Origin of the sequence: Flavobacterium sp. XGLA_31 (assembly GCF_051547105.1) — a bacterium.
GTDB lineage: Bacteria > Bacteroidota > Bacteroidia > Flavobacteriales > Flavobacteriaceae > Flavobacterium.
Window position 1 is genome coordinate 453,382 of record NZ_JBPTTM010000001.1, and the last position, 25,357, is coordinate 478,738.

A 25,357-nucleotide genomic window follows, 5' to 3' on the forward strand; every position below is an offset into this window, starting at 1 on the left:
TTTAAACCCAATCAATAGGGTTTGTTAGTATCTTAATTAATTTTTCTTCTTCCGAATTGGCTTCCGGATGATGGTCATACACCCATTGTACATGCGGTGGTAAACTCATCAAAATGGATTCAATTCTGCCGTTGGTTTTTAAGCCGAATAAAGTGCCTTTGTCGTGTACCAAATTGAATTCGACGTAACGACCGCGACGGATTTCCTGCCAAGTTCTATGTGATTGGGAATATTCTAATTCTTTTCTTTTTTCCACTATCGGAACATAAGCCTGGAGGAAACTGTTGCCAACTTCGGTCACAAAATTGTACCAATTTTCCATGGCCATTTGTTCGGTTGCTTTGCAATAATCAAAGAATAAACCACCGATGCCACGCGCTTCGTTGCGATGGGCATTCCAGAAATAAGCATCACATTGCTTTTTATATTTCGGATAAAAATCGGTGTTGTGCTTGTCGCAAGCGGTTTTACACGTTTGATGAAAATGACGCGCATCTTCTTCGAACAAATAATACGGCGTTAAATCTTGTCCGCCGCCAAACCAACTATCGATAACATTCCCGTTATCGTCATACATTTCAAAATAGCGCCAATTGGCATGCACTGTCGGCACCATGGGGTTTTTCGGATGAATGACCAAACTCAGTCCGCAGGCAAAGAAATCGGCTTCGCCTACACCGAACATCTTTTGCATGGTATCGGGCAATTTGCCATGAACCGCTGAAATGTTGACTCCGCCTTTTTCAAAAACAGCTCCGCTTTCGATGACGCGCGTTCTTCCGCCGCCGCCTTCGGGACGCTTCCAAATATCTTCGCGGAATTGGGCCACACCATCAACAGCTGCTAATCCGGAGCAGATTTGGTCCTGGAGGTTTTGTATGTAGGAATAAAATTTGTCTTTCATGCTTGTTCTTTTTGCGTGAGGGATGGGAGCAAGTACCGTGTACTGCGGACAGCCCGACCTCGTCTTTGAGACGAGGGCACGCCCTAATTTTTATACTCTTTTACGGCTTCGATAAAGGCTTTGGCATGATCTACCGGAATGTTGGGTAAAATGCCATGGCCCAAGTTTACGATGTAATTGTCTTTACCAAATTCATCGATCATTTCGTGTACCATTTTTTTGATGGTTGGAATAGGCGACAATAATCTTGACGGATCGAAATTTCCTTGCAAGGTGATTTTGCCACCTGATAAATAACGGGCATTTCTTGCCGAACAAGTCCAATCAACTCCTAATGCAGAAGCTTTTGATTTTGCCATATCATTAAGTGCAAACCAGCATCCTTTCCCGAATACGATCACTTTGGTTTCTTCGGCCAAAGCTTCTACTATTTGGTTGATATATTGCCAAGAGAATTCTTTGTAATCTTCAGGAGAAAGCATGCCTCCCCACGAGTCGAAAATCTGAATAGCGTTGCAACCTGCTTTTACTTTTTCTTTTAAATATAAAATAGTCGTGTCGGTGATTTTTTGCAACAAGGTGTGCGCTGCTACCGGATTTGAAAAACAAAATCCTTTGGCAGTATCAAAACTTTTAGAGCCTTTTCCTTCTACGGCATAACAGAAGATTGTCCAAGGAGAACCGGCAAAACCAATTAACGGAACCTCATCGTTCAGCATTTCTTTGGTCAGTTTCACCGCATCCATCACATACCCCAACGTTTCCTCAATATTCGGAACGAACACTTGATTTACTTGTTCCATCGTACGGATTGGGTTTGGAATTATTGGTCCTAGATTGTCTTTCAATTCAACGTGAATTCCCATAGCGCGTGGCACAACTAAAATATCGGAAAACAAAATGGCAGCATCCGGTTTTACAATTCGAATGGGTTGTACCGTAATTTCAGCTGCTAATTCCGGGGTTTCGCAACGAGTAAAGAAATCATATTTGTCGCGTAATGCTCTGAATTCAGGCAAATATCTTCCTGCCTGACGCATCATCCAAACCGGTGGACGTTCTACGGTTTCATTATTTAAGGCGCGAAGGAATAAATCGTTTTTAATCATATTTTTGGTTTTATTGTTTGGCAAAATGTCAAACTATATTTTATTAAAAAATTCTATACTTTTCATAATAGTGCTTTCAATCGTTGGTTGATTCGCAATTACTATTTTATTGGTAAAGCCATCTAATGCTTTGGCTGTAGTCTCTCCAATGCAAAAGCAAACCTCATCTTGAAAAACATTTTCTTTCAGATAACTTTGCACACCCGACGGACTGAAAAACAAAACGCCATTCAAATGTTTCTCCACTTTGTGAGGTGTCAAAACTGTTTCATACACTTCAATTTCATCAAAAACAATTCTTGCCAATTTTAAAGAATCCGGCAGCATATCTCTTCTCAGATTTCCACAGAAAAACGTAAAGCTACTTTTGGAATACTGGGTACAGATAACAGAGGCGAGCTCTGATGCGTAATCTGAGTTTTGTATGACTTCAAATCCGTTCTGTTCCAACAATGCTTTGGTTTTTTCCCCTACACAGAAACATTTTCGGGTCTTGATTTCTTCTCTCTTGTTATTTTCAAGAACACTTTCTACCGCATTTTGACTGGTAAAAATCAGAAAATCATTGAGCCTATCAATTTCAAAATGCTTGTTCACCACAGTGATAAAATCAGCTTGTTCAACAGCAAAATTCGCATTCAACAACAATTCCTTTTGGTTTTGGGAAAGCATTTTCGTTGACAATATGCGAATTTGATTTTCCATTTCTTACTCTTTAGGCTTAAGCTGTTTCTTGATTTCAACCATCAACTCGCTTCCCCCGTTTTTCAGAACTTCTTGTGCCGAATGAAATCCCAGTTTTTTCCATTCTGATATTTCAACTGTTTTGCTGATTTCAACTTTTTGCTTACCGTCTAATGAAAGCAAAACCCCATGAAATTGCAGTGTATCATCATACTGATTGTATTGGGCCAAAGCTCCTATTGGCGCAGTACATCCCCCTTCCAATGTTCGTAAAAATTGTCTTTCTATATAGGTGCAAATTTCAGTCTCAATATCGTTTAATTGTGAGATAGCGTCAATTGTATAATCATCATTTGCCATAGCCACAACCACCATAGCTCCTTGTGCCGGTGCCGGAATCATCCAATCCAAATTGATAAACTCATCCGGTTTTAAATTGATTCTTTCTAATCCTGCTGCCGCAAATACCGCTCCGTTCCAATCATTATCTTGCAACTTTTGCATGCGTGTATTGACGTTTCCACGTAAATCAGTCACCGCATGATTAGGGTATTTGTTCAGCCATTGTGCCTGACGTCGTAAGCTTCCTGTAGCGATAGTTCCGTTACCGTTCAGGAAATCGAGATTGCCTTTGTGTACCAAAATATCCAACACGTTCGCTCTTTCCAAAACGGCTGCTTGTACTATACCTACAGGCAAAGCTGTGGGTACATCTTTCATGGAATGAACAGCAATATCAACTTGCCCGTTAATCATGGCTATATCCAGTGTTTTAGTAAAAATTCCGGTAATGCCCAGTTCGTATAAAGGTTTGTCGAGAATGATATCTCCTTGCGATTTTACTGCAACAATTTCGGTTTTATAGCCTAAATCATTGAGCTTTTTTTGAACGGTGTGGGCTTGCCAAAGTGCGAGTTCGCTGTCGCGAGTTCCTATTCTGATTGTTTTGGCCATTTTATTATTTGGAAGCGGTTTCTATCTGAAATATTTTTTCAATCCACTCGATACTTTCATCTACCATCGTATTGTCATCTTTCAGGTGGTTGGCAAAATGATTGGTGATTTTTTGAATGATTCTGGCGCTGATGAGCTCCGCTTGTTCTTCATCAAAGTTGGCCAGTTTTTTGCGTTGCACATTCAACTCTCCATCTTTTATAGAATTGAGCTTTTCTTTTAGTGCATGTATGGTGGGTGCAAATTTCCGTTGTTTGGTCCAGGCAACAAATTCATCCTTAATTTCTTCAATAATGGCTTCGGCTGCCGGAATGTGTTTCTTGCGATTTTCAAGCGTTTCATCGGTCATTTGCGACAAATGATCCATATGAATTAAGGTTACCCCTTCAACATCCTGAACATTTTCATTAACATTTTTAGGAATGGATAAGTCCAAAATTAAAAGTGGCTTTTTCAGGTTTAAAATGGCTTTATCTACTGTTGGGTTTTGTGCGCCGGTAGCCACTACCAAGACATCTGCCTTTTGGATTTCCAATTGCAAATCGGCATAATCCTTAACGACTACATCGAGTTTACGAGCCAATCGTTCCGCTTTGTCTTTAGTACGATTAATTAAGGTTATTTGTTCGTGTTTGGTATGTTTTACCAGGTTTTCACAGGTGTTTCTACCTATTTTACCGGTACCAAACAACAGTATGTTTTTATTGGAAATATTATCGACGTTATTAAAAATGTAACGCACAGAGGCAAAAGAAACTGAGGTGGCTCCGGAAGAAATTTCGGTTTCATTCTTGATTCGCTTGCTGGCTTGTATTACAGCATTGACCAATCGTTCCATGAATGCATTGACCAGGTTTCGGCTTTTGCTTTCCACAAAAGCTGACTTGATTTGGCTGATAATTTCAAAATCCCCTAAAATCTGGCTGTCTAATCCGGTTCCCACACGGAACATATGAGAAACGGCTTCCTGATTTTTATATACATAAGCTACCTTCTGAAAATCTTCCACAGTTCCCTGGCTGTTTTCACAAAGTAGTTTGATTAACTGAAAAGGGTGTTGTGCAAAACCGTATATTTCAGTACGGTTGCACGTTGAAGTTACAATGATAGATTCAATGCCTTCTTTCTGAGCCTGCATCAAAACGTTACTTTTTCCGATATCGTCTAAGCTGAATTTCCCTCTCATTTCGGCATCGGCTTTAAGATAACTTAAACCAACCGCGTAAAAAGTACTGTGCTTTGATATATTTCCGTGTTCCATAAATTGCTCTTTCCCTAAAAGTAAAACAAAGTTATTGCTATCGATTTTATAAAAATAACGCTAAAAGAACTTTTTGTGTCGCTCAGAGATATTTTTAATCTGATTTGTCTTTTTATCGTTATTTCTTTTAATTTTGTAATGAAATCAAGAGCTTATCACAACATTATGTAGATTGATTCTAAATAACATTTTGATTTCGACTCCAAAACATATACGAAAAAATATCGCTATGGGTTCTAAAGAAGAAATAAAAATTGATGACGACTTTATTTTAATTCGTTTTCAAAACGATACCGATACCGTTTCTGTTTTTCAGCGTCCTGTAGCCATGGGGTTAATCCAATTCCATTTTGGTTTGAAAGGCAATGCTAAGTTTATTTTCAACAAAGGCAATTATGCCTTGGATCTGAAAGAAGAAAAATGCCTGTTGTTCTACAATCCGGAAAAAGAATTGCCGTTGCATATGGAAATCGAACCAAAATCTTGGTTGATTACCATATTGGTATCGATTAAAAAATTCCATGGGCTTTTTACAGCAGATGCCGAACACATTCCTTTTCTGAGCAAAGAAAACAAAGACCGCAAGTATTATAATGAAAGTGACATCAGTCCGTCAATGGCTATAGTGCTCAACCAGATGTTTCATTACAATTTAAATCCGTCGATTAAAAATCTTTATTACAAAGGAAAAGGATATGAATTGCTAAGTTTATTTTTTAATCGAAACGAAGACCCAAATGCTGAGCAGTGTCCGTTTCTGATTGACGAAGAAAATGTTTTAAAAATCAAAAAAGCCAAGGAAATTATCATTGCCAACATGGCCGAACCACCGAGTTTAGAAGAATTGGCCAATCAGGTTGGGCTGACTTTGAAGAAACTGAAAATGGGCTTTAAACAAATTTACGGCGACACCGTTTACAGTTTCTTATTTGATTATAAAATGGATTATGCCCGACAGTTATTGGATTCGGGTTCATATAATGTAAATGAAGTAGGTTTAAAAATCGGATACAGCACCGGAAGTCATTTTATTGCGGCTTTCAAGAAAAAATTTGCCACCACACCCAAAAAATACCTGATGGGTTTACAAGCCAATCCTTAATTCGGATTGATTTCGTATATCTCATCATTGATAAAGAATTTATTAATCCAAAACCAAGAAAAGAAGTTTCATTACTTTTATAAAAAAATTAAATCCCCACATGAAAGGAGTATTATTAGTGAATTTAGGCTCGCCGGAAAGCCCTACGCCTAAAGATGTAAAGCCGTATTTAGATGAATTTTTAATGGATAAATATGTTATCGATGTGCCATTCTTATTAAGAGCACTTTTAGTTCGAGGCATTATTTTACAAACCCGACCAAAAAATTCGGCAGAAGCTTATGAAAAAATATGGACTTCTGAAGGTTCTCCTTTAATTGTTTTTTCAAAAAAAATGCATCAAAAAGTTGAAAAACTGGTTGATTTACCGGTGGCTTTAGCCATGCGTTACGGGACTATGACCATTCAAAAAGGATTACAGGAATTGAAAGATAAAGGCGTAACGGAAGTATTTCTATTGGCTTTGTATCCGCAATATGCCATGGCTTCAACCACAACCATTTGGGCATTAGCAGATGAGTTGCAAAAGAAACATTTTCCTGAAATGACAATTACCAAAGTGCCAGCATTTTACAACAAACCTGATTTCATTCAGGTGTTGGCGAATTCCATTAAAAAGCATTTGGCCGGATTTGATTATGACCATTTGTTATTCTCGTATCACGGAATTCCAAAACGCCACATCCGCAAAACCGACGTAACTCATTCACATTGTACTATCGATGACAAATGTTGTGTTACTGCCTCTCCTGCACATGAATTTTGCTATCGTCATCAGTGTTATGAAACTACTAAACAAGTAGTGGAACTATTGGGAATTCCCGAAGGTAAATACAGTCAAACCTTCCAATCGCGCTTGGCTGGTGATAAATGGCTTACCCCTTACACTGATGTTGAGATCAATAATATGCCTAAGAAAGGTATTAAAAAATTAGCCGTTGTGACTCCAGCTTTCGTTGCCGATTGTTTGGAAACTCTGGAAGAAATAGCCATGCGTGCCAATGAAGATTTTAAAGAACACGGTGGCGAAGAATTTTTAGCTGTTCCTTGTATGAATGATGAAGATGAATGGTGTGGTGTTGTTGCTAATTGGATAAAAGATTGGTCTAAATAATTTATGGAATTCTACAACTACATTAAATCGCTGCATCTCATTTTTGTGATTACCTGGTTTGCCGGGTTATTTTACATCGTGCGGTTGTTTGTGTACCAAATTGAAGCCAACGACAAACCTTCTCCCGAAAGAGAAATTCTTCAAAAGCAATATAAAATCATGACCTACCGCCTTTGGTACATCATCACATGGCCTAGTGCTGTTTTGGCAACAATTTTCGCTATTAGTTTGTTGTATCTCATGCCGTCTTGGTTACAAATGCCTTGGATGCATGTAAAACTTGGTTTTGTTTTTGTGTTGTATCTGTACCATCTCAAGTGCCATCAGATTTACAATCAATTGCAGCAAGACAACGTTAAATACACTTCTAATTTCATGCGGTTGTGGAATGAAGGCGCTACGATTATCTTATTTGCAGTAGTGTTTTTAGTCATCCTTAAGAATGCTTTCAATTGGATTTATGGAGTAGCGGGGATTATTGTTTTCTCTGTCTTAATCATGCTCGGATTTAAATTTTACAAAAGAATTCGGGAGAAAAACAACTCGTAGCTATGTTAAGAGGCTTTAAAATGTCAATGTTATCACTGCGTATCAGGATTTTCCTGTCCATGATTATGTTGATTGTGATTGCTTCTGTATTAATGGCTTCCATTTCAATTATTCAATTTAAGAATGAAGCCAAAGAGTACCATCAGGAACGATTGGACCGCAAGGAAAATGCTATAAAGGAACACATCAATTATGTGCTTTCCACCACAACTTATCCGCTCACACAAGCCAATTTGCCCTTAATCTTTAAAGATAAGATTCACGAACTGGCTGATATTCACAATGTGGACATAAATATTTATTCGTTAAAGGGGAAGTTATTAAAATCTTCTAAGGCCACTTTTTCAGTCGATAAAGTTGCCCCGCCCATTCCGAAGTACATTATTAATTTGGTAGAATCATCGGTAGAAAAAAGATATGTTGACATTAAGAATGTCAATGGCGAAAAAAACCGTTCTTCCTATAGCCAAATCAAAGACGACAAATTCAAGCCGCTAGGTATTTTGAATATTCCGTATGTGGAAGACGACGGATTTTATGAAAATGAGCTGCGTCAGTTTTTATTGCGATTGAGTCAGGTGTATTCTTTTATGTTGGTTATTGCATTTGCCTTGGCCTATTTCCTGTCAACCTATATCACCAAATCCTTAAAAACAATTTCCGATAAAATCAACGAAACCAGCCTAAATCAAAAAAACGAAAAAATTGTTATCGAAGCCAACAGCCAAGAAATCAATTTGCTCATCAAAGCCTACAATGGCATGGTAGACAAGCTGGAAGAAAGTGCTGCGAAACTGGCCCAAAGTGAGCGAGAACAGGCTTGGCGAGAAATGGCTAAACAAGTGGCCCACGAAATCAAAAATCCCTTGACTCCCATGCGTTTAACGGTGCAAAACTTCCAACGAAAGTTTGATACTAACGACCCGGAATTGAAACAAAAACTGAATGATTATTCTAAAACATTAATTCAGCAAATTGATACAATGAGTGCGGTGGCCTCAGCATTTTCAAACTTCGCCTCAATGCCCGCACAACAAAATGAGACACTTAATGTGGTACAAGTAGTGGAGCTGGCTTTGGATATTTTCAATGAAGATTTTATTTTTTTTGAAAGTAGCAGTCCATATATTATTTCCAAACTGGATCGCACGCAGTTAATCCGAATCATTACCAATTTGGTTAAAAATGCCATTCAATCCATTCCGGAAGAGCAGGAAGAAAAGCATGTTTTGGTCTCGGTAAAAGAAGCAGAAGACAACGTAATCATTATGGTAAAAGACAACGGAACCGGGATTGAGGCGGAACATATTGAACATGTTTTTGAACCTAAATTCACAACCAAAACCAGCGGTATGGGATTGGGATTGGGAATTATCAAAAACATCATCGAAAATTACAAAGGAACTATTACATTTGAAACCGAACCGGGAAAAGGCTCTACATTTATCGTATCTCTTCCCATTGTTAAATAAAAAACACTCGTTATGAACTTTGAAAACATAGTAGTTGCCGTTGAAAGCGGTATTGGATTTGTTACCATCAATCGACCTTCAAAACTGAATGCATTAAACAAAGCAACAATACAAGAATTGCACAATGCCTTCGAAAGTTTGGACAATAATGTCGACATCAGAGCTATCATTGTCACGGGCGAAGGTGAAAAAGCTTTCGTAGCCGGAGCTGACATCTCAGAATTTGCCAACTTCTCTGTTGAAGAAGGAGCCCAATTGGCGGCACAAGGACAGGAATTATTGTTTGATTTTGTCGAAAATTTAAAAACACCTACCATTGCTGCAGTAAACGGATTTGCTTTGGGTGGCGGATTAGAATTGGCTATGGCGTGTCATTTCCGTATTGCTTCAGATAATGCTAAAATGGGCTTGCCCGAAGTATCCCTAGGTGTAATTCCGGGTTATGGAGGAACACAGCGTTTGCCACAACTAATAGGCAAAGGCCGGGCTATGGAAATGATTATGACCGCCGGAATGATATCGGCAGAAGAAGCCTTCCGTGCTGGTTTAGTAAATCATGTGGTTCCTCAAGTGGAGCTTTTATCCTTTACAAAATCATTGGCCCAACGTATTATGAAAAATTCTCCTGTGGCCATCGGAAAAGCGATTAAAGCCATTAATGCCAACTTCAAAGACGGCGTCAACGGTTATGAAACAGAAATCAGAAATTTTGGTAAATGCTTTGGCACCGAAGATTTCAAAGAGGGAACCACTGCTTTTTTAGAAAAAAGGAAAGCGGAGTTTTCAGGAAAATAAATACTCAAACTAAAAGAGAACCTAATTGGTTCTCTTTTTTTTTATCGTTCGCCATCCCATTCGGCATAAAACTGCGACAGGAAATTTTCCATATAACGATGTCGTTCTAATGCTATCTTTTTAGCGGTTTCCGTATTCATTTTATCTTTCAGCAACAGTAATTTCTCGTAAAAATGATTTATTGTGGGTGCTTGAGAATTTTTGTATTCTTCCTTACTCATATTGAGTTTCGGCGGCATACCCGGATTGTACAAGGCTCTGTTTTTAAATCCCCCATAATTAAAACATCGGGCTATTCCAATGGCCCCAATAGCATCCAAACGGTCCGCATCCTGAACAATTTCAAGTTCTTTAGAATGAAATTCTTTTTCAAAATTCCCTCCTTTAAATGAAATATTTTCGATGATGCCAATTACCTGAACAATCGTGTCTTCCTCAGCTTTCTCATTTTCTAAAAAAGCCCTGGCCGTTTTTGGTCCAATGGTCTCATCACCATCATGAAATTTGCTGTCGGCTATATCGTGAAGCAGCGCTCCTAATTTAACAACCGTCAGATCACAATCTTCTCCTTCAGCTATCAAAAGGGCATTTTTATACACGCGCTCTATATGAAACCAATCGTGTCCGCCTTCAGCGGTTTCAAGTTGTTGCTTAACAAAACGTATAGTATTATCAATTATTGACATGTTTTTAGAATAAAAAATCCTTTCGTTTTGAGAAAGGATTGGTGATATAATTTTTATTTGAACATAGCGGGTTGAACCCAAGAAAAAATCTTTTCTTCACCCGGTGTGACCATTCTTTCCGCAATCCGTGTCATACGTGCCGGTAGTTTTAAGAGATAATCACGTGCTTTTTCGGCTTCATCTGTCAGATTGGAAAGTTTATCGATTTCCCATTTTACATTCAATTTTTCCAAAATATCAACATAATCTAAAGCCGTATAAACACCGATTCGTTGGGCTGACTCTGAAAATTTTTCAAAAGCCATTCCGATACTTTCTCCGGATTCACGAATTAAATTGGCCGGCATAGTGATTTTTTTCTTCATCATATATTCAAAAGCCAAAAGCATTTCGCTTGGGTCGATTTTAAATATACGATTTACGAATTCACTGTAAGCTAAGTGATGGCGCATTTCATCACCGGCAATGATTTTACAGATTTTCGACAATTTATTGTCGCCATATTTCTTTGCTAATTGGGCTACGCGGTTGTGCGAAATGTAAGTTGCCAATTCCTGAAAACTGGTAAAGACAAAGTTTTTGTACGGATCTCTACCGGTTCCGGGATCAAAACCATCGTTGATTAAATACTGCGTAGTAATTTCAACTTCACGCATGTTCACACGTCCTGACAGGTACAAGTATTTATTTAACAAATCACCATGTCTGTTTTCTTCTCCGGTCCAATGACGCAACCATTTGGCCCAGCCGTTATCTCCTGTTTCCGTTTTTTGGTTTACCCCTTCTACATCCATCAACCAAGTTTCGTAGGTGGGTAAGGCTTCTTCAGTAATAGTGTCTCCCACTAAAACCACCCAAAAATCATAGGGTAGTTCCTTCGCCAATTCGCGCAACTCTTTCACGTTTTCCAAAAAATTATCGTTTTCAGAATTAGGAAGTAAATCGGTGGGTTGCCAAATTTTCTCTACCGGAATTAAAAACTCATCCACAAATTTGTCGATGTCTTTTTCCAGAAACTGCATGACTTCAAGTCTTATATTCTTTTGAGGCATTTTCTAATTTTTTATAGATTTTTTTACCGCTTGCTCTGTTTTTTCCATTAACTCTTCAAACGAAAAGTCTCTTACTGCCATAGGCTCGTGAACTATAAATTGCAAACGGTTTCCCAATCCCATGGGAAAGGCCCCAAATTTAACCATTTTCCACGAATTATTAATGGTAATTGGCACAACATAGGCTGATGGCGCATATTTACATAGGATTTTTAGTCCGCTTTGCGCAAATTCTTTCGGTTTTCCATTTTTGCTTCGGGTTCCTTCAGGGAAAATTACAGCAGAGCGCTTGTGCTTTTCAATGTATTCACCCATACTTTTAATTACAGGTAGGGCTTGTTTAGGGTCTTTTCTGTCAATGAGTACCGAACCGCCGTGTCTGAGATTATAGGAAACACTCGGAATCCCTTTTCCCAATTCTTTTTTGCTCACAAACTTAGCATGAAAACGACGCAAATACCAAATAATTCCAACAATGTCATACAAACTTTGGTGATTGGCCACAAAAATAATCGGAACACCTTCGGGAATAACTTCTCTATTTACAAAAGTGTAAGTTGTTCCTAAAAGATTGGTACATTTAGTTAAAAAGAAATTTAAATAATCTACACTCTTTTTGTGTGCCTGATAACCAAATACATTCAGGCAAATCCATTGAATAGGATGAAAAATGACCAATGTCAACCCAAAACAAAAGTAGTAAACTACCGAAATGGGATACGAAATAAGTTTTTCCATAACGTGAAAATTGAGGACAAAAATAGGGAATATATTTATCTTATAGATTGTTTATAATTCGTAAAATTTCGCTTGATTTCACATGGAAAAAAGCCTTATTTTTATGCCAATAAATTTTTACAACATGAGTTCAGAAAAAGAAGCCAAATTAAAAGCATTACAATTAACACTAGATAAATTAGACAAGGCCTACGGGAAAGGAACCGTAATGAAAATGGGCGATAAAGCGGTGGAAGAAGTAGAAGTTATTCCTTCGGGCTCGCTTGGTTTGGATTTAGCTTTGGGCGTAAATGGTTACCCAAAAGGAAGGGTTATCGAAATTTATGGTCCTGAATCTTCCGGTAAAACCACATTGACTTTACATGCGATTGCAGAAGCTCAAAAAGCAGGCGGAATTGCAGCATTTATTGATGCGGAACATGCCTTTGACCGAAATTATGCTGAAAAATTAGGCGTAGATATCGAAAACCTAATCATTTCACAGCCCGATAACGGGGAACAGGCTTTGGAAATTGCCGAAAATTTAATCCGATCGGGAGCTATTGATATCGTCGTGATTGACTCGGTAGCTGCCTTAACTCCAAAAAGCGAAATTGAAGGTGAAATGGGTGATTCTAAAATGGGATTACACGCCCGTTTAATGTCACAAGCCTTAAGAAAATTAACCGGAACCATCAGTAAAACAAATTGTACTGTTTTCTTCATTAACCAATTGAGAGAAAAAATTGGGGTGATGTTCGGGAACCCGGAGACCACAACCGGAGGTAATGCTTTGAAATTCTACGCTTCCGTTCGTTTGGACATTCGTCGTTCTTCTCAAATTAAAGACGGTGAAAATGTGATTGGAAACCGAACCAAAGTTAAGGTGATTAAAAACAAAGTAGCTCCGCCATTTAAAACCGCCGAATTCGACATCATGTATGGAGAGGGCGTTTCAAAAACAGGAGAAATTCTGGATTTAGCCGTAGAATTTGAAATTATCAAAAAAGCAGGTTCTTGGTTCAGCTATGGCGACACCAAGTTAGGGCAAGGAAGAGATGCTGTAAAAGTGCTGATAAAAGACAATCCCGAATTAGCCGATGAATTGGAACAAAAAATCAAAGATTACATCAAAGAGAACAATGCTTAATACCACAAACCCGAATATTTTCGGGTTTTTTTATTACCTTAACGCAACCTTTCGCCTATATAAGTATCCAAAATAAAATGATTGTTATAATGAAAAAAATAATTTCACTTATTGTTCTAGTCTTTTTATTCAACGCTTGTTCTTTAGATGATAGCAACACACCAAAATACACCTTGGAATTATTACCTGTTGAAAGTGTTGAGATTCCTACTGAGTTTAGTTTAGGTAATACTTACCCAATTATTATTCACTACAAAAGGCCAACCACATGCCATTATTACAATGGAATTTATTACGAAAAAGGAACGGGAGACGAAATTAATGTCAGAACTATAGCCGTTGAAAACGCTGTATTGCAAAGCAACGGATGTCAGAATTTAACGGATTCCATAGTGGATTGCTCTTTCAATTTCATGCCAACGAATACCGGTTCTTATATTTTTAAATTTTGGCACGGAAAAGACACTAACGGAAACAATACTTTTTTACAATACGAAATTCCCGTGAATTAAATAACAATCAATTTTTGACAATTGGATTTAAAACAACTCATAAATGATTGCCAAAACAATAATAGGAAAGCACAAGAACAGTTGTATCAATTATATGCATCCAAACTGTTTGCTGTTTGCCTGAAGTATTCACGTAGTTATAGCGAGGCTCAAGATAATCTACAAGATGGTTTCCTGATTATATTTAAAAAAATTGAACAATACTCGTTTAAAGGTTCTTTTGATGGATGGCTAAAACGAATAATGATAAACAATGCTTTGCAGCAATACCGGGGTCAAACGTTTTTGAGTTTGGTAAATGAAGATATGGTACATGAAGATGTCATAGAGCTTGATGATGAAAATCTGTCTTTGGAATATTTGCTGAAAATCATTCAGGAATTACCCGATCGTTACCGCTTAGTATTTAACCTATATGTTCTTGATAATTATTCGCATCAGGAAATTGCAGAAATGCTTAGCATCAACATAGGAACATCAAAATCAAATTTGGCAAGAGCCAGAATGATTTTAAAAGAAAAAATAGAACATTACAAAAACATTGAAATTAAACCTTTTCCTTCTGCAAAATGAGTGAAAGAAAAAATATAGATAAGCTGTTTCAGGAAAAATTCAAAGATTTTGAGGTTAATCCCTCAGCAGAAATCTGGGATAATATCGAAGCCAAGCTTAACGAAAAGAAAAAAAGAAGAGTGATCCCTTTTTGGTGGTACTTAACCGGTGTTGCATCCGTAATATTAATCAGTTTCCTCATTGGAAAATCATTTACTGACATCAAAGTAAAACCCGAAAGCCCAGTGGTAATTGACAATAACACTAAACAAAATCAAAACAAAATCCGCACAAACAATACGGCGAAACCGGAAAAAACAACAATGAGTCAAGCAGAAAGTGAAACCGCAGTCGCCGCCTCTACAGAGGACAAATCTGGAAACGAGTTTCCTGATACGAATAAAAAAAATCCGAGGGAAGGTACTTCTAACTATAAAACACCACAACATGCTGTTGCCGAAAATCAACGAATAGTTCATAAAAATTCGAAAATCAAATTGAATTCCGAAAAATCGAAAACAGCTGTCTCAATACCCATAGAAGAAAAAAGAGCGCAAATAGTTTTGGCTAATCATTCTCAAAACAATAACAAAACGGAGGAGAACAAGATTGCTGAAGCAACAAATAAAACGACAGATTCAAACAAAATCCTTCCTCCTTCTGACCGCAGCAGCATCAATCTTGATGAACTAAAGGGCAGCCAAAATTTAACCCAAAAAATTGTAACAACAGCAACAAAGACAAACGACAGCGTAAACAAAAACGCCGTTGCTGCCAACACCAATGCATTGGAAGAATTGCTCAAAGAAAAAGAAAGCAAAACAACGCAGCAATCTAAAGAAAACAGGTGGCAGATTACCTCCAATGTAGCCCCTGTTTTTTTAGGTTCTGTAACCGGCGGTTCCTCTATTGACCCCATGTTTGAAAACAATTCTAAAACCTATAACACTAATTTGAGTCTGGGTGTTGGATTAAGTTATGCTGTAAACAATAAAATAGCTGTTCGGACCGGTATCAACAAAATGGCGGTAGACTATGATACCAATGGCATTGTTTTCTTTGCCGACTTGAATAATACAGGAATTGCAACTATTGATCCAACAGCCAGTGGCAAATCCATTCATGTTGAAAATGAATCTGTTGAAAACACCGGTTTGTTGCCTTTTGAAAATGTATTTGTAAATAAAAATGAAGGCTTCATCAATCAGAAGATAGGCTATTATGAAGTACCTGTAGAAATAACTTATGCCTTGATTAATAACCGGTTTGGCGTTAAGATTATCGGGGGAGTCAGCACCTTTTTCCTGACCGAAAATAAAATAGTCGCTATATCAGAAGACCTCTCTACTGATTTAGGTAAAGCCAACAATTTAAATGATGTCCATTTCAGCACCAATTTGGGTTTAGGTTTAAAATATGGTTTTATGAAATCATTTGAATTCTCTGTAGAGCCTACGATAAAATATCAATTAAATACATTTAATTCTAACGCCGGTAATTTCAAACCATACATTTTTGGCATCTACAGTGGTATTAGTTATAAATTTTAGTTTGTTACACTTTTAAGATTAGTTAAGTGATGTTATTGCTTCCGAGTAATAACAGAAAAGAGTTCCAAAATTCGGAACTCTTTTTTTATGCATTGTAGTGCTGTAGTTGTTTTAAGATTATTTGGCGAACATGCTCTTTAAGTGTTTTCTTGTATTCCGGTTTTTGATTTTTAGTTTCAAAAAAACGATGGATTTTTACGCGCATTATACCCGGACTTCCACTGAAAAAAGTATATGAAAACCTTTTTTTATTGTCGGCAAAACTCATAGGAACAATCGGGATTTGATGTTCTACCGCGAGGCGAAACGCACCGTCCTTAAATTCATCCAACACTATTGATTCGTCATCGGGAACACCGCCTTCGGGAAAAATACAAATGCTCAACCCCTGATTCAATCGTTTTTGAGCTCTCTCAAAAACAGCCATCCGGCTTTTGGAGCTTTTTCGGTCTACCAAAATACAGGTTCTTTTATAAAAGAATCCAAACAACGGAATTTTGGCTAATTCCTTTTTTCCGACAAAAACAAAGGGATTTTTAACCACCGAAAGCATCAGCATGATATCGGTCATCGAGGTGTGATTGGCAACAAACATATAGCTCTTGCCTTTGATGATTTCTTCTTCGGTTTCTAAAACCACTCTGAATCCCATTCCAAACAAAATAATCTTGGCCCAAATTCGTGCCATCACAAAAAAATAAGGATACCATTTCTCCGAAAGGATGGAAATAAAAAGAAACGGAAACATCACGATTATCGGAATCGCCATCAAAATGTAAAACCAAATGCGATAAACTATCCAAAAAACAATTTTCAGTGCTTTCATACTGTCAAAAGTAGTGAAAGGTATGTAGTTTTTAATACAAAGCCTTAACTTTGCAGTAAGAAAATAATTGAAAATGCCAAAAATACTAACCGGAATTCAAAGCACAGGCACACCCCATTTAGGAAATTTATTGGGTGCTATTTTGCCTGCCATCGAAATGTCAAAAAATCCAGCTAACGAATCATTTCTTTTCATAGCTGATTTGCATTCAGTTACACAAATCAAAAACGGAAACGAGCTTCGTCAAAACACCTACAGTACGGCCTCGGTGTGGCTGGCGTGCGGATTAGATGTCAATAAAGTGATTTTTTACCGTCAGAGCGATGTACCTCAAACGGCTGAATTGTCTTGGTATTTGAGTTGTTTTTTCCCGTTTCAGCGTTTGACTTTGGCACATTCATTTAAAGACAAAGCCGACCGTCTGGAAGATGTAAATGCGGGATTGTTTTCTTACCCGATGCTTATGGCTGCCGATATATTATTGTACGATGCACAATTTGTTCCGGTAGGAAAAGATCAGATGCAACACATCGAGATTACCCGTGATGTAGCTTCGCGTTTCAATCATCAAATGGGTGAAACTTTTGTGCTTCCTGAAGGAACAGTGCACGAAGAAACCATGTATGTTCCGGGAACTGATGGTTTTAAGATGAGTAAATCAAGAGGAAATATCATCAATATCTTTTTAGAGGATAAGGCTTTGCGCAAGCAAATCATGAGTATTGAAACCGACAGTACTCCGCTGGAAGAACCTAAAAATCCGGATACCTGTAAAATCTTTGGCCTGTATAAATTGATTGCCAATGCTGAACAAACGGCCGAAATGCGTACTAAATATGCTAATGTTAACCGTGATTTCGGATATGGTCATGCCAAACAAGCGTTATTTGAACTGATTACCGAACGATTCAAAACCGAAAGAGAAAAGTACAATTACTACATGAATCATCAGGATGAAGTCGACGCTTTGTTAAAACAAGGGGCTGCAAAAGCCGGAAATGTTGCCGATATCGTATTAAAAAGAGTGAGAGAAAAATTGGGATTTGAATAAAATTTCTACATTTGATAAAAATCTGTTTCTCATGAAAAATTATGTTTGGATACTTTTGTTATCCCTCTTCAGTTTCAGTGCTTTTGCCCAAGATGAAATTAAATACACCGAAGAAAAAGCGCCTGAACTCAGTAAAGCGTTGGCCAAAGTACACGCTATAAATTCATTTGGCTTTAAGACTCATTTATTTAAAACCTTTGTAGTCAATGCTGATTTTGGTTATACTAAGGATGAAACTCCTGAAGGGGCGAAACAGCTTTTATATATTTCAGACACAGAATTGTCTAAAGAAAAAGAAATGCTGACTAAATTGTATAAAACCGACAAACCACTAATCAACCTCGAAATATTAGAAATCAATGAGCTTCCCGAAGGTTATGAAGTCAAAGTGGCTCATGGCTTGAACGAAGACAGAATTGAAGAAACTTTTACCATAAAAACCACAATAAAAAAATAAGCTTACACTGCTTCAAACATCTTTCCCGGCAAAGGGCGAATCACTCCTTTGAGTTCCATGTTGAGTAGTAAAGAAGAAATTTTAAAAATCGGAAAACCACACTCGAGAGCAATTACATCTAGTAATTGCTTTCCGTTTTTTTGGAGATAATCGTAAACGCTTTGCTCTTCCAAATCCAATGAAACAAAAAGTTGCTTTTGTATCGGCTTGGTTTTGTTTGTTTCCAATTCCCAATTCAGGCAATAGACTAAATCTGCAGCCGAAGTCAACAGATTAGCGCGTTGTGTTTTAATTAAATCATTACACCCCTGACTGTATTTATCTGAAGTTCTTCCCGGAACGGCAAACACATCGCGGCTGTAATCGTTGGCGATATTAGCAGTGATTAACGACCCCCCTTTTTCAGCACTTTCTATCACAACCGTAGCCTCACTTATCCCGGCTACAATTCGGTTTCGTTTGACAAAGTTTTCCTTATCAGGATTAGAGTTGCTCCAGAACTCGGTTAAAAAACCGCCGTTTTCTTCCATCTTCGCCACATACTTTTTATGACTCTTGGGATAAATTTGGTTCAGCCCGTGAGCCAAAACACCGACAGTCTGCAATCCGTTTTCTATTGCTGCCTGATGCGCCAGTATATCAACACCATAGGCAAATCCGCTCACAATAACCGGATTGAAAACAGCCAGATCTTCAATGATTTTTTTGGTAGTTTCCATTCCGTAAGAGGTAATTTGTCTGGTGCCGACGATGCTAATAAATTTTCGGTTTTGAAAATCAAAATTCCCTGAAGCAAACAATAAAACAGGACTGTCAATACAGTGCTTCAACCTGTCCGGATAATCCTCCTGCTGAAAATATAATACCTTGATGTTTTCCTCTTCGATGAACCGCAATTCCTGCTCGATTTTTTCAAAAACAGTTTTGTCTTTCAATTTCTTTTGCAAAACATCACCAACTCCTTCAATCGCTTTGAGTTGAGAGGGCTTAGCCTTAAAGACATTTTCTGCCGAACCACATCGGCTAATGAGTTTTTTGGCCACAATATCACCTACGCCATCCACGCGCAACAAGGCTAAAATGTGAAAAAGTTCCGTGCTATTCATATCAATAAATTACTACAAAAATAAATAATTTTGTTTGGAATTGTTAATAAAATTTGTGGATAATTTTTTGATACTTCTATTGTTTCTCTAAATTTGTCGATATGAAGATTGAGCCTTACATTTCCCAATTATTATATCGCTATCAATGTGTTACCATTCCGGGTTTCGGTGCTTTTCTGACCGAATTCCAATCGGCGCAATTGGATGAAAGTGCCCATTCTTTTTATCCTCCCAAAAAATTGATTTCTTTCAATCCATTTATCAAAAACAATGACGGATTATTAGCAAATCATTTGGCACAGGCCGAAAAAATCTCTTATGAAATTGCAGTGAATGCCATTCAAAATGAAGTATCTGTCTGGACCTCAAAAATTCAGGAGATGGGTTATTTTTCCTTAAAACACATTGGGGAATTTTCATTGAATGCGGAAAGAAATTTAGTTTTTGTTCCCGCAGATCAAATCAACTATCTCAAAGAATCTTTTGGTTTGAGTTCCTTTGTATCGCCATCAATAAAACGTGAAGCATACAAAGAAGTTGTTGAAGTTTTAGAAGAAAAAGCACCTATCGCTTTCACACCCGAAAAAAGAAAAAGTTACAAAGCATTAAAATATGCTGCTGTTATTACTGTTTCCTTAGGATTGACTTCGGCATTGGGTTATAAATTATATGACAATTATCTTGAACAGGTAAAGCAAGAAACCCTTTTGGTAGAAACCAATGTTCAGAAAAAAATAAATCAAAAAATTCAGGAAGCCACTTTCGTTATCGAAAATCCGTTGCCAAGCGTAACGTTAACCGTTCCTGCTACGGAAAAAATGCCGTATCATGTGGTGGCCGGTGCTTTCCGAATTGAAGCAAATGCAGAAAACGCTTATCAAACCCTGCTTAAGTTAGGTTTTAAAGCCAAAAGATTAGCGCCTAACAAACACGGATTATTCCCGGTGCTCTACGGAAGTTACAGTACTTACAGCGAGGCCCACCAAGCGATGAAAGACATTCAGAAACTGGATAATAAAGATGCTTGGCTTTTGATTGAAGAATTATAAAATTATCCCGAGAAATCGGGATTTTTTATTTGCAGTAATTACCTTTGCAAAAAAAACGCATGAATCCAAAGCATCCTTCCGAATCTTTGACTATCTTGACTGATTTAGTTTTGCCCAGCGAAACCAACCCTTTGAATAATCTTTTTGGTGGTGAATTATTAGCCAGAATGGACCGCGCCGCCAGTATAGCAGCCAGAAGACATTCCCGAAGAATTACCGTTACGGCTTCCGTGAATCATGTGGCATTTAACCGCTCCATTCCTCTGGGCAGTGTGGTTACTGTGGAGGCAAAAGTTTCGCGAGCATTCACTTCATCGATGGAAATTTTTTTGGATGTTTGGATTGAAGACCGGGAATCGGGAATCAGAACCAAAGCCAATGAAGCGATTTACACTTTTGTGGCCGTAAACGAATCCGGTAATCCGGTTCCGGTTCCGCAAATTATTCCGGAAACTCCCTTGGAAAAAGAACGTTTTGAGGCAGCTTTGCGACGCAAACAGTTGAGTTTGGTTTTGGCAGGAAAACTCAATCCACACGAGGCTACTGAACTGAAAGCCTTGTTTGTATAATTATTTTTTTGCTTTTAAAAAAGTAGTATATTCCCAAAAAATACAGAACTATGAAAACCACTCTGAAATGGATGGGTTTGTTGTGTTTTTTGGCGACTACTGCTGTGGCACAAAAAAACATCGATCCCACACCTGATGACATATCCCAAGCCAAAAAACTACGGGAAAAGTACTCCAAAGATGATATTGCTATTTTAGAAAGCAATGAAGATGTCAGTTTTGATTTAAACAAAAAATCGGGAAAGGTAACCGTTAATCACAACACCAAAGAACATTTGATGAACATCAACTATCGCGCTGATATTCACAAATATGAGTTCTATGATAGCGAAACCAGCATTGAGACCTTCTCTATGAAATATCGAAACGATAAAACGGCTCAGTTCTATGTGAACGATGAATATTACAAAGACAACGACTTATTTTACAATGATGCCAAAGTAAAATACATGAAAGTGGATTTCCCTGTTCAGGGCTACACGTATCATTATGAGATGGAAAAAAAATACGATGATGTAAAATATTTTACGGTCTTGTATTTCAACGATGAATATCCGGTTTTAAAGAAAACGTTCTCCTTCAATATTCCAAATTGGTTGGAAGTAGAGTTGAAAGAGTTCAATTTTGAAGGGTACAAAATTACAAAGACCTCTCGTCAGGAAAAAGACATGACTTATATAACCTACACCATGGAAGATGTTCCGGCTGTTTCCAAAGAAGAAGATGCTCCGGGCAGAAGTTATATTTATCCTCATATTTTGGTTTTAGCCAAATCATTCACCAAAGACGGTGTACAAACCACACTTTTCAAAACCAGTGATGATTTGTACAAATGGTACAAGTCTTTGTTAGCTATGATGACCGACGACACCAGCGTCATGAAAGCCAAAGTATCTGAGCTCACAGCTAACGCCAAAACTGACGAAGAAAAAATTAAAAACATCTACTATTGGGTTCAGGATAATATTCGGTACATCGCTTTTGAAGATGGCATTGCCGGTTTCAAACCCGACGAATCCAACCATGTTTTCGAAAAACGCTACGGCGATTGTAAAGGAATGGCCAATCTCATTAAGCAAATGCTTAAACTGGCTGGTTTTGACGCGCGTTTGTGCTGGATTGGAACCAAACACATTGCCTACGATTACAAAACTCCGTCTTTAGCTGTAGACAATCACATGATTTGCGCCTTATTCTACAAAGGGAAAAAATACTTTCTGGACGGAACAGAAAAATTCAATTCTTTTGGTGAATATGCCGAACGCATCCAAAATAAAGAAGTGATGATTGAAGATGGTGACAAATGCATAATCGAGAAAATTCCAACCGGTACCTCTGATGCCAATAAAGAGCAATTCAAAGCTACATTATCTATCGAAAATGAGCATTTAGTAGGTTTTTGCAATCACAATTACATAGGAGAAAGTCGTGCTCAGTTTTTGAACATCTACAACAGTTTTGAAACCAATAAAAAGAAAGAACGTTTAGATGGTTATTTGTCCAAACAAGACAAAAACATTGCCGTAACAGATGTCAAAACGACCGATCTTAAAAACCGTGATGTTAAGTTAAATATTGATTACAAAATTGACATTGCCAACAAAGTCTCTTCGTTTGACAACGAAATGTATATCGATTTGGAATTTATGAACGATTTTAAAGGCTATACCATGAAGGACCGAAAAGTAGACTATGACATGGATTATAAAACAGCCTATGAATCGCAAATCAACCTGAAAATTCCTGATGGTTATAAAGTAACCCGAATGCCGTCAAACCTGACCATCAAAGAGAATAATTTTGACATCAATATCACTTTTGACAAAACTGACAAAGAAGTGATTTATAAAAAATCGTTCGTGTTCAAGAATGGTTGCATCAAAGCCAACGAAATGGAGAAATGGAATGATTTTGTCAAAAAACTAATCGAAAATTACAACCAACAAATTACCATAGCTAAATAACAAACTAAAACCAATGAAAATCAAACTAGTATTGCTGTTGCTTTTTGTATTGCAAATTGCAGGGGCCCAAGACAAAAACGAAGTAAAAGAGTTTTTCTGGGGGAAGAACGATGAATTTAAAAAGGCAAACACAGTACCGGACAAATGGAAAGAGGAATCGGCTGTAATCATCCACAAAAAAGAATATTACAACTATCACAAATTTGGGATAAATGTAACCTACACTTCGGGAATTCGAAAAAGAGTAAAATTACAAGACCAGGCAGCTGTTACCGAGTTTTCTCAGTTTTCCTATAAAAACAAGTTCTACTCCAACAAAGCCATGGGGAACTTTTGGAGAAGAGGAACTACTTTCGTGGGGATTAAAATCATCAAACCCGATGGCAAAGAAGTAGAAATTGATGCCACTAAAGAAGCCAAAGAAGTAAACGGCGAGCAAAAAGTAGCCATTCCAAATCTCGAAATCGGGGATATTATAGACTATTATTTCTACAGCATAGAACCTTTCAAATCCCAATTTGATTACAGTTTTGACCCTGTGGAAACCCCGCTTGGCGATGTATATCCTACCATGGATTTGAACATTGTTTTAGAAACCGAAAACGACTTTTTTGTCAATTTCAACACTTACAACGGCGCTCCATCGTTAAAAGAAATCCCAACCAACAAAGGAGGGGAAAGACGTTATGAACTTGCTGAAAAAAACATCAACAAAAACGAATTCCCGCGTTGGTTTTACCCTTTGGCGGAAATGCCTTGCTACAAATTTCAGATCATTTTTGCCCGTTCCGGGAAGTTTGAAAAGTTAGCAGACGGTTTCCTGTCTAAAACAGAAAAAGAAGTAAAGAAAACAGTTTCTAAAGACGACATTTTTGATTATTACAATGAAAAATTTGTGCCTTTCGGAAACTTAGATCCGGTAAAAGATTTTTTAAAAGGAAAAACTTTTGCTAATGATGAGGAAAAAATAAGAGAGGTTTATTATTTCTGTCGTCATGATTTCTTTACGCGCTATATTGAAGCGATTATTGCCAACGATGCCAACATTTTTTACCCGTTTGATTACTATCAAAATGCCGTTTTTCTCAGAGACGAAGTTTCGTTTATCAATTACTTCATGTACTTCCTGAAAAAGAATGACATCAACTATGATATCATTGTGGCTACGGGCAGAGAAAACGGTTCTATTGATGATTTATTGATCCAATCTAACGTGAAAAAATTATTGCGGGTCAACACACCTAACCCGGTTTATTTGGAATACTTCACTCCTTTTTCAAGTGCTGACCAATTTGATTACAGCGTAGAAAACACTAAAGCCTATGTTTTGGAAGTGTCCAAAGGAAAACGTGTGACAGACGCCTCTGTGGTAACTTTACCTTCCAGCACTTATCAGGAAAACACCATTAAGACAAAAACGGTTTTAACGCTGGATGATTTCACAAACTACAAAGCCAAAAAAGAGTCTTCCTATTTAGGGCATTTGAAAGAAAATGAGCAAAGTGATAAGCTGAATTATTATGATTACGTTGATGAAGATTATGCTAAATACGGCACCACAAAACTCATGGATTATGTAAAAAACAAAAAGAAAAAAGAGCAGTATACCAATGAGATGAATGCCATCGCTAACAAACAAAAGGACAAGCAAAAAGAAGAGTTCAAATCTTCCCTTGAGAAAGAATATGAAGTCACTGTGGAGGATTATAAGTTTGACATCAAAAACACCGGAAGATACGGTAAAAAATCAGCGTTCGAATACACCGAAGAATTTACGGTTAAAAACAACTGGATTAAAAAAGCAGGAGACAAATACCTGATGGAAATTGGTAAATTCCTGACCTCTCAAATCGAAATCACACAAAAAGAGAAAGACCGTAAAAACAATATTTATATGGTTTACCCTCGCTCATTTGACAATGAAATCGATTTTGAAATTCCGGCCGGTTACACTGTATCCGGTTTGGAGAAATTCAATAAAAAGGTAGAAAACGAAACCGGTGGATTTATTTCGACTGCCGAAGTAAAAGGCAATACTTTAGTCATTAAAACATTTAAGTACTATAAAAACTATAACGAACCGAACACTAACTGGAATAAAATGATTGAGTTCCTGGATGCGGCGTATCAGTTTACACAAGAAAAACTGTTGTTGAAGAAAAATTAATTCCG

The 25,357-nt window shown here is 37.5% G+C and carries 25 protein-coding genes; 15 read left to right on the forward strand and 10 right to left on the reverse strand.

Annotation, left to right across the window (positions count from 1 at the left end):
• Nucleotide 1: 1 nt before the first annotated feature.
• The 5 genes from hemF to hemA form a co-directional block, all read right to left on the reverse strand.
• Nucleotides 2–904 (reverse strand): oxygen-dependent coproporphyrinogen oxidase, encoded by a 903-nt coding sequence (hemF, locus tag ACSVH6_RS01905; protein ID WP_438074997.1) that lies wholly within the window; start codon nucleotides 902–904, stop codon nucleotides 2–4.
• 83 nt (nucleotides 905–987) lie between these two features.
• Complete coding sequence (gene hemE / locus ACSVH6_RS01910; protein WP_438074999.1) at nucleotides 988–2,013, reverse strand: uroporphyrinogen decarboxylase; 1,026 nt, start codon at nucleotides 2,011–2,013, stop codon at nucleotides 988–990.
• A gap of 33 nt (nucleotides 2,014–2,046) precedes the next feature.
• A complete protein-coding gene (locus ACSVH6_RS01915; protein WP_438075001.1) occupies nucleotides 2,047–2,718 on the reverse strand; it encodes a uroporphyrinogen-III synthase in 672 nt (223 codons plus the stop codon).
• A gap of 3 nt (nucleotides 2,719–2,721) precedes the next feature.
• Nucleotides 2,722–3,651, reverse strand: coding sequence for a hydroxymethylbilane synthase (hemC, locus tag ACSVH6_RS01920; RefSeq protein ID WP_438075003.1), 930 nt, complete (start codon nucleotides 3,649–3,651; stop codon nucleotides 2,722–2,724).
• Between the two features lie 4 nt (nucleotides 3,652–3,655).
• Nucleotides 3,656–4,912 (reverse strand): glutamyl-tRNA reductase, encoded by a 1,257-nt coding sequence (gene hemA, locus ACSVH6_RS01925; protein WP_438075005.1) that lies wholly within the window; start codon nucleotides 4,910–4,912, stop codon nucleotides 3,656–3,658.
• A gap of 229 nt (nucleotides 4,913–5,141) precedes the next feature.
• Between hemA and ACSVH6_RS01930 the strand changes: the two genes are divergently transcribed.
• The 5 genes from ACSVH6_RS01930 to ACSVH6_RS01950 all read left to right on the forward strand — a co-directional run bounded on the left by ACSVH6_RS01930 (nucleotide 5,142) and on the right by ACSVH6_RS01950 (nucleotide 9,944).
• On the forward strand, nucleotides 5,142–6,014 hold the full coding sequence (locus ACSVH6_RS01930; protein WP_438075007.1) for a helix-turn-helix domain-containing protein: 873 nt from the start codon (nucleotides 5,142–5,144) through the stop codon (nucleotides 6,012–6,014).
• A gap of 100 nt (nucleotides 6,015–6,114) precedes the next feature.
• A complete protein-coding gene (gene hemH / locus ACSVH6_RS01935) occupies nucleotides 6,115–7,128 on the forward strand; it encodes a ferrochelatase (RefSeq protein WP_438075009.1) in 1,014 nt (337 codons plus the stop codon).
• A gap of 3 nt (nucleotides 7,129–7,131) precedes the next feature.
• Nucleotides 7,132–7,677 carry a CopD family protein gene (locus tag ACSVH6_RS01940; RefSeq protein WP_438075011.1) on the forward strand — a complete coding sequence of 182 codons (546 nt, stop codon included), beginning with the start codon at nucleotides 7,132–7,134 and terminating at the stop codon, nucleotides 7,675–7,677.
• Nucleotides 7,678–7,736: 59 nt separating this feature from the next.
• Complete coding sequence (locus ACSVH6_RS01945; protein WP_438075763.1) at nucleotides 7,737–9,149, forward strand: sensor histidine kinase; 1,413 nt, start codon at nucleotides 7,737–7,739, stop codon at nucleotides 9,147–9,149.
• A 12-nt stretch (nucleotides 9,150–9,161) separates the two neighbouring features.
• Entirely contained in the window at nucleotides 9,162–9,944 is a 783-nt protein-coding gene (locus tag ACSVH6_RS01950) for an enoyl-CoA hydratase/isomerase family protein (RefSeq protein ID WP_438075013.1), read from the forward strand.
• Nucleotides 9,945–9,985: 41 nt separating this feature from the next.
• On the opposite strand, the gene ACSVH6_RS01955 is transcribed toward ACSVH6_RS01950, so the two are convergent.
• From ACSVH6_RS01955 to ACSVH6_RS01965, 3 genes are read right to left on the reverse strand one after another with little or no spacing between them, the layout of a single operon-like run.
• The gene (locus ACSVH6_RS01955; RefSeq protein ID WP_438075015.1) at nucleotides 9,986–10,630 is read right to left on the reverse strand and encodes an HD domain-containing protein; all 645 of its coding nucleotides are present in this window, start codon (nucleotides 10,628–10,630) and stop codon (nucleotides 9,986–9,988) included.
• Between the two features lie 53 nt (nucleotides 10,631–10,683).
• The gene (locus ACSVH6_RS01960; protein WP_438075017.1) at nucleotides 10,684–11,682 is read right to left on the reverse strand and encodes an acyl-ACP desaturase; all 999 of its coding nucleotides are present in this window, start codon (nucleotides 11,680–11,682) and stop codon (nucleotides 10,684–10,686) included.
• A gap of 3 nt (nucleotides 11,683–11,685) precedes the next feature.
• Nucleotides 11,686–12,420 carry a lysophospholipid acyltransferase family protein gene (locus ACSVH6_RS01965; protein ID WP_438075019.1) on the reverse strand — a complete coding sequence of 245 codons (735 nt, stop codon included), beginning with the start codon at nucleotides 12,418–12,420 and terminating at the stop codon, nucleotides 11,686–11,688.
• 124 nt (nucleotides 12,421–12,544) lie between these two features.
• On the opposite strand from ACSVH6_RS01965, the gene recA reads away from it, so the two are divergent.
• From recA to ACSVH6_RS01985, 4 genes are all read left to right on the forward strand, one after another.
• A complete protein-coding gene (recA, locus tag ACSVH6_RS01970) occupies nucleotides 12,545–13,549 on the forward strand; it encodes a recombinase RecA (RefSeq protein ID WP_438075021.1) in 1,005 nt (334 codons plus the stop codon).
• Between the two features lie 89 nt (nucleotides 13,550–13,638).
• The gene (locus ACSVH6_RS01975; RefSeq protein ID WP_438075024.1) at nucleotides 13,639–14,061 is read left to right on the forward strand and encodes a hypothetical protein; all 423 of its coding nucleotides are present in this window, start codon (nucleotides 13,639–13,641) and stop codon (nucleotides 14,059–14,061) included.
• A gap of 21 nt (nucleotides 14,062–14,082) precedes the next feature.
• A complete protein-coding gene (locus tag ACSVH6_RS01980) occupies nucleotides 14,083–14,634 on the forward strand; it encodes an RNA polymerase sigma factor (RefSeq protein WP_438075026.1) in 552 nt (183 codons plus the stop codon).
• A complete protein-coding gene (locus ACSVH6_RS01985; RefSeq protein WP_438075028.1) occupies nucleotides 14,631–16,163 on the forward strand; it encodes a hypothetical protein in 1,533 nt (510 codons plus the stop codon). The genes ACSVH6_RS01980 and ACSVH6_RS01985 overlap by 4 nt, the downstream gene beginning before the upstream one ends.
• A gap of 85 nt (nucleotides 16,164–16,248) precedes the next feature.
• Here ACSVH6_RS01985 and ACSVH6_RS01990 read toward each other — a convergent pair whose 3' ends face one another.
• Nucleotides 16,249–16,989, reverse strand: coding sequence for a lysophospholipid acyltransferase family protein (locus ACSVH6_RS01990; RefSeq protein ID WP_438075030.1), 741 nt, complete (start codon nucleotides 16,987–16,989; stop codon nucleotides 16,249–16,251).
• A 73-nt stretch (nucleotides 16,990–17,062) separates the two neighbouring features.
• On the opposite strand from ACSVH6_RS01990, the gene trpS reads away from it, so the two are divergent.
• Together trpS and ACSVH6_RS02000 are read left to right on the forward strand one after the other, a co-directional pair.
• Nucleotides 17,063–18,040, forward strand: coding sequence for a tryptophan--tRNA ligase (gene trpS / locus ACSVH6_RS01995; protein ID WP_438075032.1), 978 nt, complete (start codon nucleotides 17,063–17,065; stop codon nucleotides 18,038–18,040).
• 31 nt (nucleotides 18,041–18,071) lie between these two features.
• Nucleotides 18,072–18,497 carry a hypothetical protein gene (locus ACSVH6_RS02000; protein ID WP_438075034.1) on the forward strand — a complete coding sequence of 142 codons (426 nt, stop codon included), beginning with the start codon at nucleotides 18,072–18,074 and terminating at the stop codon, nucleotides 18,495–18,497.
• 2 nt (nucleotides 18,498–18,499) lie between these two features.
• On the opposite strand, the gene dprA is transcribed toward ACSVH6_RS02000, so the two are convergent.
• On the reverse strand, nucleotides 18,500–19,603 hold the full coding sequence (gene dprA, locus ACSVH6_RS02005; protein WP_438075036.1) for a DNA-processing protein DprA: 1,104 nt from the start codon (nucleotides 19,601–19,603) through the stop codon (nucleotides 18,500–18,502).
• 101 nt (nucleotides 19,604–19,704) lie between these two features.
• Between dprA and ACSVH6_RS02010 the strand changes: the two genes are divergently transcribed.
• From ACSVH6_RS02010 to ACSVH6_RS02025, 4 genes are read left to right on the forward strand one after another with little or no spacing between them, the layout of a single operon-like run.
• On the forward strand, nucleotides 19,705–20,652 hold the full coding sequence (locus ACSVH6_RS02010; protein ID WP_438075038.1) for an SPOR domain-containing protein: 948 nt from the start codon (nucleotides 19,705–19,707) through the stop codon (nucleotides 20,650–20,652).
• A 59-nt stretch (nucleotides 20,653–20,711) separates the two neighbouring features.
• Complete coding sequence (locus tag ACSVH6_RS02015; protein ID WP_438075040.1) at nucleotides 20,712–21,221, forward strand: acyl-CoA thioesterase; 510 nt, start codon at nucleotides 20,712–20,714, stop codon at nucleotides 21,219–21,221.
• A gap of 50 nt (nucleotides 21,222–21,271) precedes the next feature.
• The gene (locus ACSVH6_RS02020) at nucleotides 21,272–23,185 is read left to right on the forward strand and encodes a transglutaminase-like domain-containing protein (protein WP_438075042.1); all 1,914 of its coding nucleotides are present in this window, start codon (nucleotides 21,272–21,274) and stop codon (nucleotides 23,183–23,185) included.
• Nucleotides 23,186–23,198: 13 nt separating this feature from the next.
• Nucleotides 23,199–25,352, forward strand: a complete 2,154-nt coding sequence (locus tag ACSVH6_RS02025; RefSeq protein WP_438075044.1) for a hypothetical protein — start codon at nucleotides 23,199–23,201, stop codon at nucleotides 25,350–25,352.
• The last annotated feature ends 5 nt before the right edge of the window (nucleotides 25,353–25,357 follow it).